The sequence below is a fragment of the Streptomyces sp. MUM 203J genome, assembly GCF_022414595.1.
Taxonomy (GTDB): Bacteria; Actinomycetota; Actinomycetes; order Streptomycetales; family Streptomycetaceae; genus Streptomyces.
Genome location: NZ_JADWYO010000093.1, coordinates 1 through 15,549, shown reverse-complemented (window position 1 = coordinate 15,549; position 15,549 = coordinate 1). Strand labels below are relative to the sequence as shown.

The following is a 15,549-nucleotide window of genomic DNA, read 5'->3' as shown; positions in this document are numbered from 1 at the left end:
CGCGCCGCAGAACCGTCACGAGCTTGCCGAAGTTGCGAGGGCTCAGCCCGGTGAACGGGGCTATCCAGACGGCTCCGACGCCGTGATCACACCAGCCACAGCAAGATCATCTCATCTGTGACCAGCAGTTGCGGGACAGCCCTTTGCCGGAGGAGGGCCGGTCCATCAACCCCGGGGCGATTCAGAGCGTAGGCTCCAGCAGCCCGAGGGCGCTTCGACCGGCCCGCCGTGCTATCCAGCTACAGTAGGTAAGCCCGTTGAGTGGCATAGCGAATCCGTGCAGAGAGGGGCAGCGGGGAATGAGTGCGGTGGAGAGCTGGTCCCGCGTAATGAATCTCCTCCGGGAGCATGCTCCGGCCGATCACGCGGACCTGCCCGGCCCGGCCACGGAGCGGATGCTCGCGGCCGCCGAGGAGCGCATGGGTGTCTCATTGCCTCAGGAACTGCGGGCGTGGCTGCTGCAGAACAACCTGGATCTTCCCGAGGACGATGTGGACGACGACGTGGCCTGCTGCGGTTACGACGGGTTCCCGGACGAGGGGAGCTTCTTTCTGGGCATCCGGGCGATGGAGAAGCTCTACGCGAATCACCCCTTGTCCGGTGGGGGCGAATGGCGCGAGGAGTGGATCCCGTTCCAGTCGGATCAGGACGGCTGGATGGGACAGTTCATCGACGCGAGGGACGGTCGTATCGGCAGATGGTTCGTGGGTGGGCCCACGGTCACCGGCGAGTACGCGTCATTGGCTGACTACTTCGACTCCTTGGCGGAGATGCTGACGAGGGTCGGTGCGGGGGACTATCCGGTCTGTTCCGTTGTCGATGGGCGACTTGTCTGGTCGTGAGGCCGCGAGGTCGTGAACGGACGTGCCCCCCAGGAACCGAGGAACGGCCGGGGGGCACTTCTCATGGTCCGGTTACGGAGTGGGTGCGGTGAATCCGTCCAGGTCGACCCAGTAGTCGTCGTCCTCCATCAGGCGCTGATCCTTGATGACGTCACCGAACGGCCGCATCGACTGGGTGTTCTGCCAGTTCGACATCGAGGACCAGCCACAGAGCTCCTTCCACGTCGGTGCCGGGGCGTCCGGGCGCGGGACTGTAAAACGTTCGGTGTAACTCCCGATCATGGAAGATGCATCGATGACCAGCAACAACGTGACCGAGGCCGAGACCGTCGAGCCGTCTGAGGCTGTGGTGCCGACGTCCATGGACGACCGGCTGATCGACGAGCTCGTGAGTCGGGCTCAGGCCGAGGGCCTGCGGCTGACCGGCGAGGGCGGGCTGCTCCAGCAGCTGACCAAGCGGCTTCTGGAGTCCGCTCTCGAGGGCGAGATCACCGACCACCTCGGCTATGACAAGCACGATCCCGCCGGGAAGAACGGCGGCAACTCGCGCAACGGCACCCGGGCCAAGACCGTGCTGACCGATGTCGGCCCGGTGGAGATATCCGTGCCCCGCGACCGCGAGGGCTCCTTCGAGCCGAAGATCGTCAAGAAGCGGCAGAAACGCCTTTCCGGCGTCGACGAGATGGTCATCTCGCTCGCCGCGAAGGGCCTGACGACCGGTGAGGTCCAGGCCCACCTGTCCGAGGTCTATGGCGCCGAGGTGTCGCGTCAGACGATCTCCACGATCACGGACAAGGTCCTCGACGGCATGGCCGAGTGGCACAACCGGCCCCTGGACGCGGTCTATCCGGTGGTCTTCATGACGCGATCCACGTGAAGATCCGCGACGGCGCCGTGGCGAACCGGCCCGTCTACGTGGCCCTGGCCGTCACGACCGAGGGCCGACGGGACATCCCCGGGCTGTGGGCCGGCGACGGCGGCGAGGGTGCCAAGCACTGGATGCACATCCTCACCGAGATCAAGAACCGCGGCGTGAACGACGTCCTCATGCTGGTCCGCGACGGACTGAAGGGGCTGCCCGACGCGGTCGAGACCGTCTGGCCGAAGACGATCGTGCAGACCTGCGTGGTCCACCTGCTGCGGAACTCCTTCCGCTATGCCGCCCGCCAGGACTGGGACAAGATCGCCAAACTCCTCAAGCCCGTCTACACCGCGGCGACCGAGGACGCGGCCCTTGACCGGTTCGCCGAGTTCGCCGACACGTGGGGCAAGAAGTATCCGGCAATCGTGCGGCTCTGGGAGAACGCCTGGGAGGAGTTCACCCCGTTCCTCCGCTTCGACACCGAGATCCGCCACATCGTCTGCACCACGAACGCCATCGAGTCCGTCAACGCGCGGATCCGCCGGGCGGTCAAGGCCCGCGGCCACTTCCCGAACGAGCAAGCCGCCTTGAAGTGCGTCTACATGGCGATCATGTCGCTCGACCCGACCGGCAAGGGCCAGGCCCGCTGGACCATGCGCTGGAAGACAGCCTTGAACGCCTTCGACATCACCTTCGACGGCCGGCTCTCCGCAGCACGTCAGTAGCCCTCAACAACCCCAAATACAGCGCTCGTTTGACAGACCCGCCCTGTGTCCAGGGTTCCAGGTCGAGGCCCCGTGCCCCACCCGGTGGGCCGGGCCCGGGGGTACCCCGTGCGGGGCAGTCAGATCAGGAGTCCAGGAACTTGCTGCACGCCGACTCCCAGACCCACTTGTGGGAGCTGATGTTGTCGTTCACGCTGGAGCTGCTGGTGAACCTGTGGCCGTAGAGGCTGCTCATGTAGTACTCGGACTTCTTGAGGCAGGTGTGCCCGCCCTTGTAGCCCTTGACCGAGTAGAACTTGACGGCCATGCCGGAGGTCCCCTTGTGCACGACCGACGACGCCCTGTTGTCGTCGGAGCCACGGAAGCCGCCGGCCGAGTCGCCCCAGTCCGAGTCGTTCCCCGAGGCCTTGCCGAGGTAGCCGGAACAGTGGGTGTGGTTGTAGGCGAAGAGGTATCCGGAACCGCCGTCCTGCCAGGCGCGGTCGCAGGCCGCGGACGCCGCCTGCGCGCCGGTCGCGGGGACGATCACGCCGAGGCTCGCGACGCCGAGGGTGGCGGCCGCCGCCAGAATCTTGCGCATGGTGGATTACTCCTTGTTGTCGTTGTGCTGTCGGTTGCGTGTGGAACGTTCCGTGACGTGATGCCGCGGAAGTCTGTGTCGCCGGGGGCTCGGAGAGCCGGGTGGGCGTGGTGAGCCGACTCGTCCGGAAGTGCCGTCAGGTCGTGGCGCCGGTGATGTCCCCGGCACGGCTCAGCGCGGCGTGGCTCATGCGCCGGTGGGTGGCGATGTCCTCCCGGTAGGGCCCCAGCTTCTTGGCGCGGTACTCGGATTCGAGTGCGCGTGCGGTGTCGGCCAGCGGGGTCTCGGTGGCGCAGGTGGCTTCAGCGACCGCCAGTTGCACTTCGGCCGCGAACGCTTTCTCGTTGGTCATGTCCTCGGTGAGGCCGGGCAGTCGCTCGCGGACCTCCGTCGGGTCCTCGTAGTCGTGGCCTGCCTCGCGCATACAGGTGGACCAGTCCGCGAGGGCGCTCACAAAGCGTTTGTCCCCGATGAGATGCGCCACGTACAGGGAGTTGACGTTCGTGGCGATCTTCTCGGCCCGGAACCAGGTCGCGAAGTCGCCGTAGAGCCTTCCCTTGGCATCGGCCAGGCAGCTTTCGCGTGGTGTCCGGATGATGTCACCCGTGGGCAGCTCGACCGTCAGCATCTTGCTCGACGGCCCGCCTTCCAGTGTTCTGCTGTAGCGGACGTACTCCTGCCGCGGCAGGGCGTTCGCGTAGGCGTGGTTCCGGTCGTTGCGCTGCGCGGCCTGTGCCTTCTCGTCAAGCCGGCTGCCGTAGCCGTGTTTCCTGGCCCACTCGACGTCGGTCAGTACGTATCCACCGCCCTTGAGGTCGTCGACGGTCGGAAGCGGCCCCACCCAGTACGTGAAACCTGCTTTCTCCATGCACCTCTTGACCAGTGTCTGTTCAGCCCGCTGGAGCAGGATCCGCTCGGAGTCGTCGAGCTCACGGCCCTGGGGGGCGCGGTCCTGGTTCGGGGCGTTCCCGGAAGCGGCGTGCGAACGCGGCCGTACGGGTCCGGACGGGTTGCCGGTATCCGCGCAGCCCGTCACAGCAAGCCCGGCGACGGTCGCGCCGGCGACCCCGACAGCGAGTGCCCGCCTCGTGCACACCTTCCAGGACACCTGAATCTCTCCTCTCTCCTGATGACGCCCCCGGGCCGGGGATGCCGGCCCCGCGTCCCGCATGACTTCGACCATGTCCTGTCAGCCATATCCCTGGTGTCCCACGACACGTCCCACGCTCTGACCTGCTGAGACGTCGCCAGGGATGGCAGGGAGATGGGACGGAGCAGTGTGTCGCTCGGGTAGCATCCGCCCTTTGGCACAGGACGTGTCGCGCGGTGTGGGCACGGGCGTTGCGGCTGCGGCTCGGTGACCGGGTCGAGCTGACGCATCCCGGCGCCCGCCCCAAGGTCGTGCGAGCGACGGAGGAGGCCGATACCCTCGGCTATCTCACGACGCCGATGACCATGGCCAGCCGACCGGACAGAGCGCGCGTGTGCGTGGCGTCGGTCAAGGACGAACGGTTTTGCTTCAGCCCTTGACCTCCACGGGAGCAGGCTCGCAGAACGACCGGGACCACGTGTTCCGATTCGTCGTGCTGCGCGGCGTTCCACAGCACCGATACGGGCAGCGGCCGGCCGAGGGCGAGGATGCCGCCCATGCCGAGGGCGGAGCTGCGCGTGGCGCCGATGCCGGTGGCGCAGAAGGGGAGAACGGCGTTCTTCCGAGGTGTGGTGCTCACCCGGGGAGGCCCGGCACTGACGGTCGCGGACTGCGCCTCCGCCGCGCTGCCTGACAGACCCGACGGGCCTGTCAGGCCTGTCGGCCTACGGAATCAGGGAGTTCCGCACTTCGGTCACCGTGGTGTCGAAGGGCGGGGCCCCCAGTTCCTTGACCGCCGGATAGACGGCGCCCTCCAGGAACGCGCGGAACTTCTCCTCGGACTCCCACACATCGACGACCTGCCAGCCGCCCTGCTCTCGCGGGCCTGCGACATGGGCGATCAGCCCCGCGGGCGGGTTCTGGGGGTCGGGGATCGCCCGGTCGAACGTCGCGCGATAGAGCTGCTCGTTCCAGTCGGCTCCCTGGTTGTGCACAAGAATCGCCATATCGGACTCCTTTCTCTCGCATACGTTGACGACGGTCTACGGTCAGCCTGCGCACAGCGGGCAGGCGCCGCCACGCCTGGTCGGCAGGCGGGTGAGGCGCGGACCGGGCGCGCCGGCGCGCATGGCCGAATCCGGCGGTCGCTCTCCGGCGCAGACGGGTGAGCGGACCCGTGGAGTCGGCTGTGGTCGATCAAGGGGTTGATCCGCCGCCCGGCGCGGCTGGCTTCGCGTACCTGAAGAACTGACGCCCGCCCGGCGAGGTCCGCACCGGCCCAAAGGGTGAGACCGCGCCGACGAGGGCCCTGCCGGTCCTGAGGAACCACGAAGCAGCCCGCTTGGCCCAAGGACTTGCCGGGAGCCGTCCGCCCCCGACCAGCATGCGCGCCCCGGCACCCGCGCACACCAGCCCACCCGGCCTGCCCTCTGCAGGATGCGCACTGCTCACCGCTTCCCGAGCCCCATCGCCCTCGCTGCCGCCCGGGACACCGGGCCAGGCCCTGTCGGCCGGCTGTGCCCGCGACCTCCAGTCCCACGAGGAAGATCAGGCGCGCCGGGCGCGGGGGCGTCGGGTACGGTGGACGCATGTCTACGCCCCGAGTTTCCTAGCTGAGGACCCGCTTCCACGCCAGAAGTGTGTCCTTTTGCTTTCTCGGAGTGTCATCCCATGATCACCGTTCGTGGTGTCGAACTGCGTGCGGGCGCCCGCCTGCTGCTCTCCGACATCTCCTTCACCGTCTCGCCCGGTGACCGCATCGGCCTGGTCGGCCGCAACGGCGCGGGCAAGACCACCCTCATGAACACCCTCGCCGGGCAGGCCAAGCCCGCCGCGGGCGCCATCACGCACACCGGCCCCGTCGGCTACCTCGCGCAGGACTCCCGGGCAGCCGACCCTCGGGTCGGCGTCACCGAACGGATCCTGTCCGCCCGCGGCCTCGACCGGGCTCTGCACCGGCTGCGGGCGGCCGAGGCCGCGATGGCCGACGCGGCCTCGCCCGCAGCGCTGGAGCGGGCGATGAGCGCCTACAGCCGGGCCGAGGCGGCCTTCCAGGCCGGCGGCGGGTACGCCGCCGAGGCGGAGGCGGCGCGTGTGGCGGCCGGACTCGGGCTCCCGGACCGGGTCCTGGGCGAACCGGTGGCCGCACTGTCCGGCGGGCAACGCCGGCGGGTGGAGCTGGCGCGTGTCCTCTTCGGCGGGCCGCGGGGCGTCCTGCTGCTGGACGAGCCGACCAACCACCTGGACGCCGACTCGGCAGCCTGGCTGCGCGCCTTCCTCCAGGCCCACACCGGCGGCCTGGTGGTGATCAGCCACGACACCTCCCTGCTGGCCGCCGTCGCCAACCGGGTCTTCCTGCTGGACGCCACCCGCACCACGATCGACGTCCACAACACCGGCTGGGACCGCTACCTCACCCAGCGGGAGACCGAAGAACGCCGCCGTGCCCGCGAGCGGGCGAGCGTCGAGCGCAAGGCCGCCGCACTGCGCGCGCAGGCCGACAAGATGAAGGCCCGCTCGGCGACGGCCGTGATGGCCCGCAGCATGGCCCGGCGCGCCGACCGGATGCTGGCCGAGAGCGAACCGGTGCGGCGTTCCGAGCAGGTCGCCAAGATCTCCCTGCCCGATCCGGCCCCGTGCGGGCGGATGCCGCTGGGCGCGGTGAGCCTGGCCAAGTCCTACGGCGGCCGCCCGGTCCTCACCGGGGTGGATCTGGCCGTGGACCGCGGCAGCCGGCTGGTGATCCTCGGGCTCAACGGTGCGGGCAAGACGACCTTGCTGCGCGTCCTGGCCGGTGCGGAAGTGCCCGATTCCGGGCGCGTGGTGCACGGACACGGGCTGCGTCTGGGCTACTTCGCCCAGGAACACGACACCCTCGCCCGGGACCGTACGGTCCGGCAGAACCTGTCCGCGGCGGCGCCGCACCTGAGCGACGGTGAGGTCCGGCGCGTGCTGGGCGCGTTCCTGCTCTCCGGGGACGACGCCGACAAGCGGGCCGGGGTGCTCTCCGGTGGCGAGAAGACCCGTCTGGCGCTGGCCGGGCTGGTGCATTCCGGGGCGAACGTGCTGCTGCTGGACGAGCCGACCAACAACCTCGACCCCGCCTCCCGCAGCGAGGTCCTGGCCGCGGTCGGTTCGTACCCGGGGGCGATCGTGATGGTCACGCACGACGAGGGGGCCATCGACGCGCTGCGCCCCGACCGGGTCCTGCTGCTGCCGGACGCGGACGAGGACCTGTGGAGCGAGGAGTACCGGGGCCTGGTCGCCCTCGCCTGAGGTTCGCGTCTCCCCTCGGCCGGACGGACCTCACGGGTCCCTGCCCGGCCGGGTGGTGGAGCGGCACGCCTGTGGGCCGCTCCACCACCTCGCGGCCGTCTCCATGCACTGTGGGACGGCCGCCCATCCCGTTGATCTTTCCCTCTGAAGCGAAGGACACCGCCTTGTCCACTGCGACCGGTACGTCGGCCGTGACGTTTCCCACCGGCCGTCGGCGCACGCTCACTCTGCTGATCGTGCTGCTCGCCGCGTTCATGGACCTGCTGGACGCGACCATCGCCACCATCGCCCTGCCGGCCATCCGCACCGACCTCGGGGCCTCGCCCGCCCAGTTGGAGTGGGTACTGGCCGGCTACACCCTGGCCTTCGCACTCGGCGTCGTCACCGGCGCCCGCCTGGGCGACCTGTACGGCTACAAACGCGTCTTCCTCATCGGCATGGCCGGCTTCACCGCCGCCTCCGCCCTGTGCGGCGCCGCTCCCTCCCCCGACCTGCTCGTCGCCGCCCGCGTCCTGCAGGGAGTGTTCGGCGCGGCGATGATCCCGCAGGTCCTCTCCCAGATCCAGCTGCTCTACGCACCCCACGAGCGCGGCGGCGCGATGGCCGCCTTCTCCTCGCTCTCCAGCCTGGCCGCGGCGCTCGGGCCGATCCTCGGCGCCCTGCTGCTCCAGGCCGACTGGCTCGGCCTGGCCTGGCGCAGTGTGTTCTGGATCAACGTCCCCGTGGGGGTCCTGGCCGTACTCGCGGCCGCCCGCATCCTGCCCGAAGGCCGCTCCACCGGCCGCCCCCGCCTCGATCTGCCCGGCGTCGCCCTCTCCGGAGTCGGTCTGCTGCTGATCCTCCACCCGCTCACCGTCGCGAGCGACCGGGGCCACTGGCCCACCTGGGCCTACGCCTCCTGCGTCCTCGGCAGCGCCGTGCTGGTGGTCTTCCTCCGCTACCAGCAGCGCCTGTCGCAGCAGGCCCGCTCCCCTCTGGTGGAGGTGTCCCTGTTCCGCATCCGCTCGGTCGCCGGCGGGCTCCTGACCGAGTTCCTGATCTTTCTGCCGATGATGGGCCTCTTCTTCACCCTCCTCCAGCTCCTTCAGAGCGCCCTGGGCATGAGCCCGCTCACCGTGGGCGTGCTCATGCTGGCCTGGCCCGTCGCCAACGCCGCCTTCGCCACCCTCGGCACCACCGTCCTGCTGCCGCGCATCGGCCGTGCCACCGTCCAGACCGGCCTCGCCGTCATGGCCACCGGCATGGCCGTCCTCGCAGTGACCTCCCAGACGGCCACACCGGCCACCCACTGGTCCGCCTTCGTCCCCGGCGTCTTCATCGCCGGGGCCGGAGCCGGACTGGCCGTGGCCCCCCTGGCCCAGCTCACCCTGCAGGAGGTACCCGCCGAGCACGTGGGCAGTGGATCGGGGCTGTTCAACACGGTCGTCCAGGTCGCCGCCTCGATCGGCGTCGCCCTCTTCGGCACCCTCTACTTCAACGGTCTGACCGACCCCACCCGTCAGGCGGCACAGGACGCGGGGCCCGCCTTCGCGACCACCATGTGGATCAGCGCGGCCCTGCTCACGGCGGCCTTCGCCGTCAGCCGTCTCCTGCCACGGACCACCGGCCGCAGACCGGCGAACCGCTGAGACACGAGTTCGCTCGGCACGTCACCGGCAGGAAGGCCGAGAAGGACGGCTCGCAGGTGCGCAGGTTCCGAGAGCAGGCGGGCTTCGTCCGTCATCAGCAGACGGAACGCCGGGGCTTTCGCGTCGGGGACGTCCGGAGTGATCAGGCCTGACGCTCAGCGAGCCACCTGGCCCGCAGCCAGGCCGAGACGGCGAGTCAGGCGGAACAGAATCCGGGCGGCCCTTCGCCGGGCAGGGAGCCGAAGGCTCCCTGGCGGCGGGTCCCGGCCGCAGGCCGAGGCCGGCCGGTCCGGTCTTCAGCTGCCTGCGGCCCGTGATCGTCGAACACGGTGCCGCGCGGGCGGCTCTCGCGCTGGAGGCCGGAGGTCCTGCTGAGACGTCCCATGCCCCGTACGGCGCGGTAATCCGTGAGGACCAGCGGCGACGACCACGTACTGAGCAGCGTCTCTGCGCTGCGGATCCACACCCCGGCGCGCGAAGCCGCCGACGTTCGTCCGCGGCGCCGCGAGTGTGCAGTGCGAAGTCACCCAGCGCGGGCCCCGCCGGGAACGCCGCAGCCGGTGCCACGCTTGCTGTGCACGGGCCTGGCCTCAGGTTCAGCGGGCTGACTTCGGATGCCGGACCGCGATCCAGCAGGGCTGTCAGGCAGTCCGGTGTTGATCAGTCGCCGGGGGTGAACGAGAACGTGCACCGCGCAGACCACGGAACGTGACAGCCACGCCTCGGGCGAAGTCGGTTCCGGTCCGGAGCCGCGGCTCAGGGAGGTGTGAGGGTGTCGAGTTGTGCGGCGAGGTCGGGGTGTGCGGCGACCAGGTGAGGACGAGCAGCATGGAGGGGGCGGACGAGTTCGGCGGGATCGTCCTGGGCGAGGGCCGTGTGGAGCTGGTCGAGCGGGAGGCGGGCCGCGGTGGGCAGGTCGGTGAGAGCGGTGATCTGACCGGCGACGCGGCGCAGGTCGGCCGCGTTGCGGCGGGCCCACGTGGCGGTGGTGCGCTCGGCGGCGCGGCGTTCACGGGTCGCCTGGACACGTTGTTCGCCGGTGGTTCCGGCGGGGCCGGGCCGGTTTCGCAGGTAGCGCCGTTCCGCGGCCTGGCGGCTGGCGACGCCGAGGGGGTGGGCGAGGTCCGCCCAGCTGGCACCCGCCTCGCGGGCGGTTTCGATCAGCCCGGTTTCCCATCCGGCGAGCTGCTCCCGTACCTGCCGCAGCAGCAGGAGCGAGGCAAGGGCCTGTTCCCGGCCGACATCGTGCGTCCCGGCGCTCCCGGGAACCTCGTGGTGGGCGGCATGCAGGGCGTCGTCCATGGCTTGAAGGGCTGCTGCTGCGGCGAGGAAGGACGCCGGGCCGTGTGTGTCGGTGCTGGACGGTGCCGGCCGGTCGGCTGGGGTCATGGGCACCTCCCTCAGGTAGTCATCGTTCGGATGACACAGAGTTTGTCATCCATTGGATGACATGTTACAACGGTGTCAGTGAGGCGCATTGGCAGCAACTGCCTGAACCCGCTGGAGGTGTTTCCCGATGTTGATGCGCACTGACCCTCTCCGTGAGCTGGACCGGCTGGCACAGCAGCTGATGGGCCCGGGCACGTGGTCGCGGCCGTCGGCGATGCCGATGGACGCCTACCGCGAGGGCGACGAGTACGTCGTGGCCTTCGATCTTCCCGGCGTGAGCGCGGACGCGATCGACATCGACGTCGAACGGAACATGCTGACCGTCAAGGCCGAGCGCCGTCCCGTGGCGAAGGCCGAGGACGTGCAGATGGAACTGTCCGAGCGGCCGCTGGGCGTCTTCTCCCGCCAGATCACGCTCGCCGACACCCTCGACACCGAGCACATCCAGGCCGATTACGACGCGGGCGTACTCACCCTGCGCATCCCGATCGCCGAGCGCGCCAAGCCCCGCAAGATCACCATCGGCGGCGGGGCCGGCCGCAGGCAGATCTCCGGCTGAGCCGGGCGGACCGAGGCCGGACAGCGGCGGAGGACGGGTACCTGCCCCCTCTCACCCGTCCTCCGCACCCTCACGGACCGAGGAAGGGCGGTGGCCGACGTGACGGTGCGACGGGAAGCGTTCCTCGACCAGGTGAAGGAACGCGGCGAATACGACACCCGGTGGGAAGCCGAACGTGCGGCCCGCGTGGTGCTCGCACTGCTGGGCGCGCACCTGGTCGGGGAGGTGCGCGCCCAGCTGGCGGCGCGTCTGCCGGAAGACTTCGCCCTGATCCTCCTCAACCCGCTGCAGAGCGCCGAGCCGCTGCCTCCGGAGCGGTTCGTGCGCGCCGCAGCGGCCTGGATCGAGGGAGCCACCGAACAGACGGCGGCCTGGGACGTCGGAGCCGTCCTCTCCGCGGCCGCCGACGCCGTCGGCGACGAACTCCTCAAGGAGATCCTGTTCCAGCTCCCCGCGGGCTACGACCTCCTCTTCGGCCGCCCGCAGCCCGCCTGACCACGTACCTGCGGTGACCGCACACCGGTCACCGCGACCCCGGTGAGAGAAAGGCAACCACCGCAGTGATGTCCGACCAGCGCGTACCGCTTCAGCAGCCCCACGCACGGGCGTACGAGCAGATGCTGGAGAAGGTCCGCTACGACGGCGCCTATCCCACCCGCGAGAGGGCCGAGGAGGCCGTCCGCATGGTCCTCGCGGGGCTGGGACGCCAGCTGACGGGTGACGAGCGCGTCGAGCTGGCCGCCCGCCTGCCCCTTGAGGCCGCCCGCATCCTCACCACCCAGGTCCCTGACATTCAGCCGCTGACCGGCTGGGCCTTCGTCAAGGACCTCGCCGCCCGCACGGGCGCATCTCTTGCCACCACCCGCTGGGACGCCGGATCCGTCTTCTCCGCCGTGGCGGCCCATGCCGGCCCCGACCTGCTGACCCGCATCCTGAACCAGCTTCCCTCCGGCTACGCGCTGCTGTTCGGCCGCGCCGAACTCAGCACTGCAGCCTAGAAGTTGTCGACACATGACCTTCGGTGGGGGATCACGGCCGGGTGATACGTCGCCATGCGCCGTCCGCTACGGAGCGGGCCCTCACGGAATCCCGGCCGCCCCGGCCTGAGCGGGGCAGCGGACGGCTGGACGACCGGACGGTCCCCACCGGGGTCGTGCGGACTTCCCCGACCTGGGTGGTCCGTCGGGACGTGACCGAGCGACGCGCCTCCTGGATCACGCCGCACACGTACGTGCGTCCATGGGCCGGGAACGCCCCTCAAGCGGACACTCCGGGCGTCCGTACCAGGGCCGATCCACGACGTGACCGCCGACGGCTTCGAGTCGCCGCGTCCGAGGTGCTCCGGCGGGCGGACCCGGACGTGCACGCTGCCCGGGAGACGTGAGATCGAGGACAGGCGAACAGTCAAGCACCTCCACGGAGGCCCCGCGGAGAGCATCCGCGGGGCAAGCATGCGCGCGGCAGAAGGTCGACCATGCGCCGGACCTCCACCTCACCGCGGGCGGCGCCCGGCGCGGTCGCCACGAACCGCACGCCGCGGGAACCGGCCATTCGGTACGCCCCGCGTTTCCGCGGCACGGAACCTGGCCGGGAATCCCCGGCGCAGGTCGGCGGGCCACACGGTCGGTTCGGCGTTCGCGGGAGCATGGCCGACTTGCACCCTTGCCTCCCGCACGATCATGACGGTGCGTCAGTTTTCGTCAGTGGTCACCGCTACAACCGGTCTGGAGGTCCGCACGGTGCGGACCGATGGGGAGGGATGGACCATGCCGAAGGTTCCGGACGGGTACGTCCGCGTGCGAAGCCACCTCCGCCGCAAACCGAGCCCCAAGTCCGCCAAAGGACTGAGCGTCTGGGCCGTGGCCGGGCTGTGTGCGGTGGTGTGGCTCTGGGGTCAGGTCTTCGGGTTCGGTGACGGCGCCGCCGGACAGCAGCCTGTGCCGACGCCCGCCGTCTCCGCGCCGACGGGTGGACGGTGACGGTCCGGCGGCGGCGAAGGGTGCGGTGGCGACCGCGCAGCACCGCAGACGTACTGGGTGCGGCGGCCGTTGCCCTCGCGCTCACGGTCGCCCTGGCACAGTCCGCGACGCACCTGCTGGCGAAAGCCGCCGCAGCCTGGCCGTTGCTGGCCCTGATCGGCCTCGGCCTTGCCGTCATGCCGTCCGGTCTCCTCGTACGGGGCTCCCGTCGGCGGCGCGCGGACAGGGAGAGGCTGGCCCGTCTGCGCATCAGTTTGCCCGAGTTGGACGCGATGAGCGACGAGCAGTTCGAGTACGCACTGCGCGACCTCCTCGTCCGCGACGGGTGGGCGGCCAGGAAGGCGGGACGGGCCGGGGACCAGGCCGCGGACGTCATCGGTGTTCTGATACCCCTCGGGCGGATCGTGGTGCAGGCCAAGCACACCCGCGTCGGCGGCAAGGTCGGCTCGTCGGTCATGTACCAGGTGAAGGGCACGGCAGGTCCCGCGCACAGGGCGGACCACGCGGTCGTCGTCACCAACGGCCTGTTCACCCGCGACGCCATGGCCTGGGGCGACCGCCATGGCGTGCGGTGGGTGGACCGTGACCGGCTGGACCGCTGGGCGCACCAGGGCCGGGCCCTGCACGAACTGCTCGGTCTGCCCGCGAGACGCTCCCGCCTGCCCTGGCGGCGGGCAGCATGAGACGCACCGCCCGGCCCACCGACGGGCACGGGTGTCACGGCACATGCTGTACCGCCCGTGCCCGGACAGCGGCGGGGCCTCTCCGGGACGTGACCGGCTGCCGCTCAGAGCCGGGGGTCGGTGACGGGCCGGCCCCGCCGGGGGCGGTGCCTCGTCGTCACCTGCCGGCTCGCAGATCATCCGTGGGGAGGTCCTAGGCTCACTCCATGAAGATCACCATGCAGACCCTCGCGGAAGCCTGGCACCGGACGGCCGCCGCACACCCCCGCCTCCGCGAGGCCGGACTGCCGCCCGTGGCGCTCTCGGACGACGAACTGGAGCGCTGCGCCGAACTGGCCGAGGACACGCACGGCGACGGCCTGTGCCTGCTGCTGGACGGAGCCGGCACGGTGCGCGGCCATCACGGCGCCTACCGGGAGGTCTTCGCCACCCGAGAGCTCGAACTGGCCCTGTACCTGATAGCCGAGGCCGCGCTGTGCCGACGTACCGGCAGTGTGGAGGAGACGGCCGAGGCGCTGGAGCAGATCGATCCGGCGTGGGGCCGGCGGTACCGTAGCGGTGCCCTGGACGACACGGGAACGGTGGAGGCGTGCGGGCGGGACCCGCTGGAGGGGCTTGCCTGGATTGCGGAGTCCTGGCGCGATCAGGCCCCGTACACGAACCTCACCTTCTGTCGTGCGGCGCCGGGGCAGTCCGTCGACGCCGAGCGGCTGGCCCTGCTGTACGGGGCCGATCCCGCGCAGCTCGACGCCGGCACCCGCCTCAAGGACCTGGAGGCCGCGGACGGCGGCCGGACCCACTGGGACCGCCAGTGGGAGAGCTGCTGCTTCGGCCAGGCAGGCGGATGGACGTTCCTCCTGCACCACGACACGCCGCCCGGGGCCTTCGCCGACAAGGAGGCGTACGCGGCGCTCGGGATCCGGGAGAGTGTGTGGCTGTCCGCGACCGTGGCGAAGGCCATCTACACCTTCGACTACCTGAAGGACGGCCGCCGTGTCGACGACGAGGGCATGCTGGAGCTGATCGGGTACGAGCGGGGCCAGGCCCCCTACCGGCGGGGCGGTGAGCTGGACTTCCTCAACCGCGCCGTGCGCCGCGCCGAGCTGGACCATCCCGAGCTGACGGACACCTTCGAGCTGTACTTCCACGCCTTGGAGGAGTCGCTCGGCCTGTGTCTGCCGCGCCGGGACTTCGCGGAGGGGGAGGTGCGGGCCGCGTACTGGGCGGCGGAAGGACGGTGAGCACGGCGCGAGGGCGCTGACGGAGCAGGAGCCGGGACCGCGTCACGGGCGACCGGGGCCACCGTCCAACACCGATGCCACCGGCACGTTGCTTCGGGACGCGGAGGTCGCAGCTCAACTCCCCGCCGCCCGCCCCGGCGCCCTGCTTCTTCAGTGAGGTTCTTCAGCGGTGCCGCTCCAGGGTGAGTACGGCTTTGGCAATTGACGTCATGCGGTTCGGGCTGCAGCGGGCGTGACGGAAGATCCGCCAGCACTTGAGGCGGGCAACGCCGCGCTCGACCGGGGCGTGGGTCATGGCCAGCGCCCAGTTCACGGCCTGGCTGGGTGGGGGTGAGGCCCAGTGCGGTGGCCACCCCAAAAGCTCAAATGGGCCGTAGCTCGCGGACCGGTGAGTATTCTCCGTCTTCGCCTCCGAGGCGCAGCGAGCGCGAGTTGACTCTCCCCTTACGTCAGGCTTGAGGCTGTGTACCGACGAAAGGGCAGGTGGATGAGCTACTCCGTGGGGCAAGTCTCGGCCTTCGCCGGGGTGACGGTGCGGACACTGCATCACTACGACAAGGCAGGGCTGCTCTCGCCCAGTGACCGCAGTCACGCCGGATACCGGCTCTACAGTGAGGCTGACCTGGTCGGGTCTGATGCACGATCGGGTGACATCTGAACTGGCTTGCCCTACAGGGCAGGTGGGAAGGATGTCG

General features: G+C 70.4%; 15 protein-coding genes and 4 pseudogenes. 11 read left to right on the top strand and 8 right to left on the bottom strand.

What is annotated here, in order from left to right; genetic code table 11:
• A pseudogene (locus I3F58_RS27980) lies at positions 1-99 on the bottom strand (IS5/IS1182 family transposase); the annotation flags it as partial.
• A gap of 200 nt (positions 100-299) precedes the next feature.
• Between I3F58_RS27980 and I3F58_RS27975 the strand changes: the two are divergent.
• The gene (locus I3F58_RS27975) at positions 300-842 is read left to right on the top strand and encodes an SMI1/KNR4 family protein (RefSeq protein ID WP_240111502.1); all 543 of its coding nucleotides are present in this window, start codon (positions 300-302) and stop codon (positions 840-842) included.
• A gap of 72 nt (positions 843-914) precedes the next feature.
• On the opposite strand, the gene I3F58_RS29510 is transcribed toward I3F58_RS27975, so the two are convergent.
• The gene (locus I3F58_RS29510) at positions 915-1,037 is read right to left on the bottom strand and encodes a hypothetical protein (protein ID WP_275679016.1); all 123 of its coding nucleotides are present in this window, start codon (positions 1,035-1,037) and stop codon (positions 915-917) included.
• 166 nt (positions 1,038-1,203) lie between these two features.
• Between I3F58_RS29510 and I3F58_RS27970 the strand changes: the two are divergent.
• Positions 1,204-2,429 (top strand): annotated as a pseudogene (locus I3F58_RS27970) (IS256 family transposase).
• 124 nt (positions 2,430-2,553) lie between these two features.
• Here I3F58_RS27970 and I3F58_RS27965 read toward each other — a convergent pair.
• From I3F58_RS27965 to I3F58_RS27950, 4 genes are all read right to left on the bottom strand, one after another.
• Entirely contained in the window at positions 2,554-3,009 is a 456-nt protein-coding gene (locus I3F58_RS27965; protein WP_240111501.1) for a hypothetical protein, read from the bottom strand.
• Positions 3,010-3,145: 136 nt separating this feature from the next.
• Positions 3,146-4,117 carry a hypothetical protein gene (locus I3F58_RS27960; RefSeq protein WP_240111500.1) on the bottom strand — a complete coding sequence of 324 codons (972 nt, stop codon included), beginning with the start codon at positions 4,115-4,117 and terminating at the stop codon, positions 3,146-3,148.
• 325 nt (positions 4,118-4,442) lie between these two features.
• Positions 4,443-4,739 carry a hypothetical protein gene (locus I3F58_RS27955; protein WP_240111499.1) on the bottom strand — a complete coding sequence of 99 codons (297 nt, stop codon included), beginning with the start codon at positions 4,737-4,739 and terminating at the stop codon, positions 4,443-4,445.
• Between the two features lie 85 nt (positions 4,740-4,824).
• Entirely contained in the window at positions 4,825-5,106 is a 282-nt protein-coding gene (locus I3F58_RS27950; RefSeq protein WP_240111498.1) for a hypothetical protein, read from the bottom strand.
• Between the two features lie 664 nt (positions 5,107-5,770).
• Between I3F58_RS27950 and I3F58_RS27945 the strand changes: the two genes are divergently transcribed.
• Both I3F58_RS27945 and I3F58_RS27940 read left to right on the top strand, forming a co-directional pair.
• The gene (locus I3F58_RS27945) at positions 5,771-7,375 is read left to right on the top strand and encodes an ABC-F family ATP-binding cassette domain-containing protein (protein ID WP_240111497.1); all 1,605 of its coding nucleotides are present in this window, start codon (positions 5,771-5,773) and stop codon (positions 7,373-7,375) included.
• Positions 7,376-7,539: 164 nt separating this feature from the next.
• On the top strand, positions 7,540-9,003 hold the full coding sequence (locus I3F58_RS27940; protein ID WP_240111496.1) for a DHA2 family efflux MFS transporter permease subunit: 1,464 nt from the start codon (positions 7,540-7,542) through the stop codon (positions 9,001-9,003).
• 756 nt (positions 9,004-9,759) lie between these two features.
• Here I3F58_RS27940 and I3F58_RS27935 read toward each other — a convergent pair.
• Positions 9,760-10,392, bottom strand: coding sequence for a type III effector protein (locus I3F58_RS27935; protein ID WP_240111495.1), 633 nt, complete (start codon positions 10,390-10,392; stop codon positions 9,760-9,762).
• 127 nt (positions 10,393-10,519) lie between these two features.
• Here I3F58_RS27935 and I3F58_RS27930 point away from each other — a divergent pair, with 127 nt between their 5' ends.
• From I3F58_RS27930 to I3F58_RS27905, 6 genes are all read left to right on the top strand, one after another.
• On the top strand, positions 10,520-10,951 hold the full coding sequence (locus tag I3F58_RS27930; protein WP_240111494.1) for an Hsp20/alpha crystallin family protein: 432 nt from the start codon (positions 10,520-10,522) through the stop codon (positions 10,949-10,951).
• A gap of 99 nt (positions 10,952-11,050) precedes the next feature.
• A complete protein-coding gene (locus I3F58_RS27925; protein ID WP_240111503.1) occupies positions 11,051-11,446 on the top strand; it encodes a DUF2267 domain-containing protein in 396 nt (131 codons plus the stop codon).
• Positions 11,447-11,511: 65 nt separating this feature from the next.
• Positions 11,512-11,949 carry a DUF2267 domain-containing protein gene (locus tag I3F58_RS27920; protein WP_240111493.1) on the top strand — a complete coding sequence of 146 codons (438 nt, stop codon included), beginning with the start codon at positions 11,512-11,514 and terminating at the stop codon, positions 11,947-11,949.
• Between the two features lie 768 nt (positions 11,950-12,717).
• The gene (locus tag I3F58_RS27915; protein ID WP_240111492.1) at positions 12,718-12,930 is read left to right on the top strand and encodes a hypothetical protein; all 213 of its coding nucleotides are present in this window, start codon (positions 12,718-12,720) and stop codon (positions 12,928-12,930) included.
• Between the two features lie 20 nt (positions 12,931-12,950).
• A complete protein-coding gene (locus I3F58_RS27910; protein WP_240111491.1) occupies positions 12,951-13,613 on the top strand; it encodes a restriction endonuclease in 663 nt (220 codons plus the stop codon).
• Between the two features lie 206 nt (positions 13,614-13,819).
• Positions 13,820-14,854: a hypothetical protein gene (locus I3F58_RS27905; protein ID WP_240111490.1), complete on the top strand. Its 1,035-nt coding sequence runs from the start codon at positions 13,820-13,822 to the stop codon at positions 14,852-14,854.
• A gap of 163 nt (positions 14,855-15,017) precedes the next feature.
• Here I3F58_RS27905 and I3F58_RS27900 read toward each other — a convergent pair.
• Positions 15,018-15,164, bottom strand: a pseudogene (locus tag I3F58_RS27900) (IS5/IS1182 family transposase); the annotation flags it as partial.
• A 177-nt stretch (positions 15,165-15,341) separates the two neighbouring features.
• Here I3F58_RS27900 and I3F58_RS27895 point away from each other — a divergent pair.
• A pseudogene (locus I3F58_RS27895) lies at positions 15,342-15,482 on the top strand (MerR family DNA-binding transcriptional regulator); the annotation flags it as partial.
• Between the last annotated feature and the right edge of the window lie 67 nt (positions 15,483-15,549).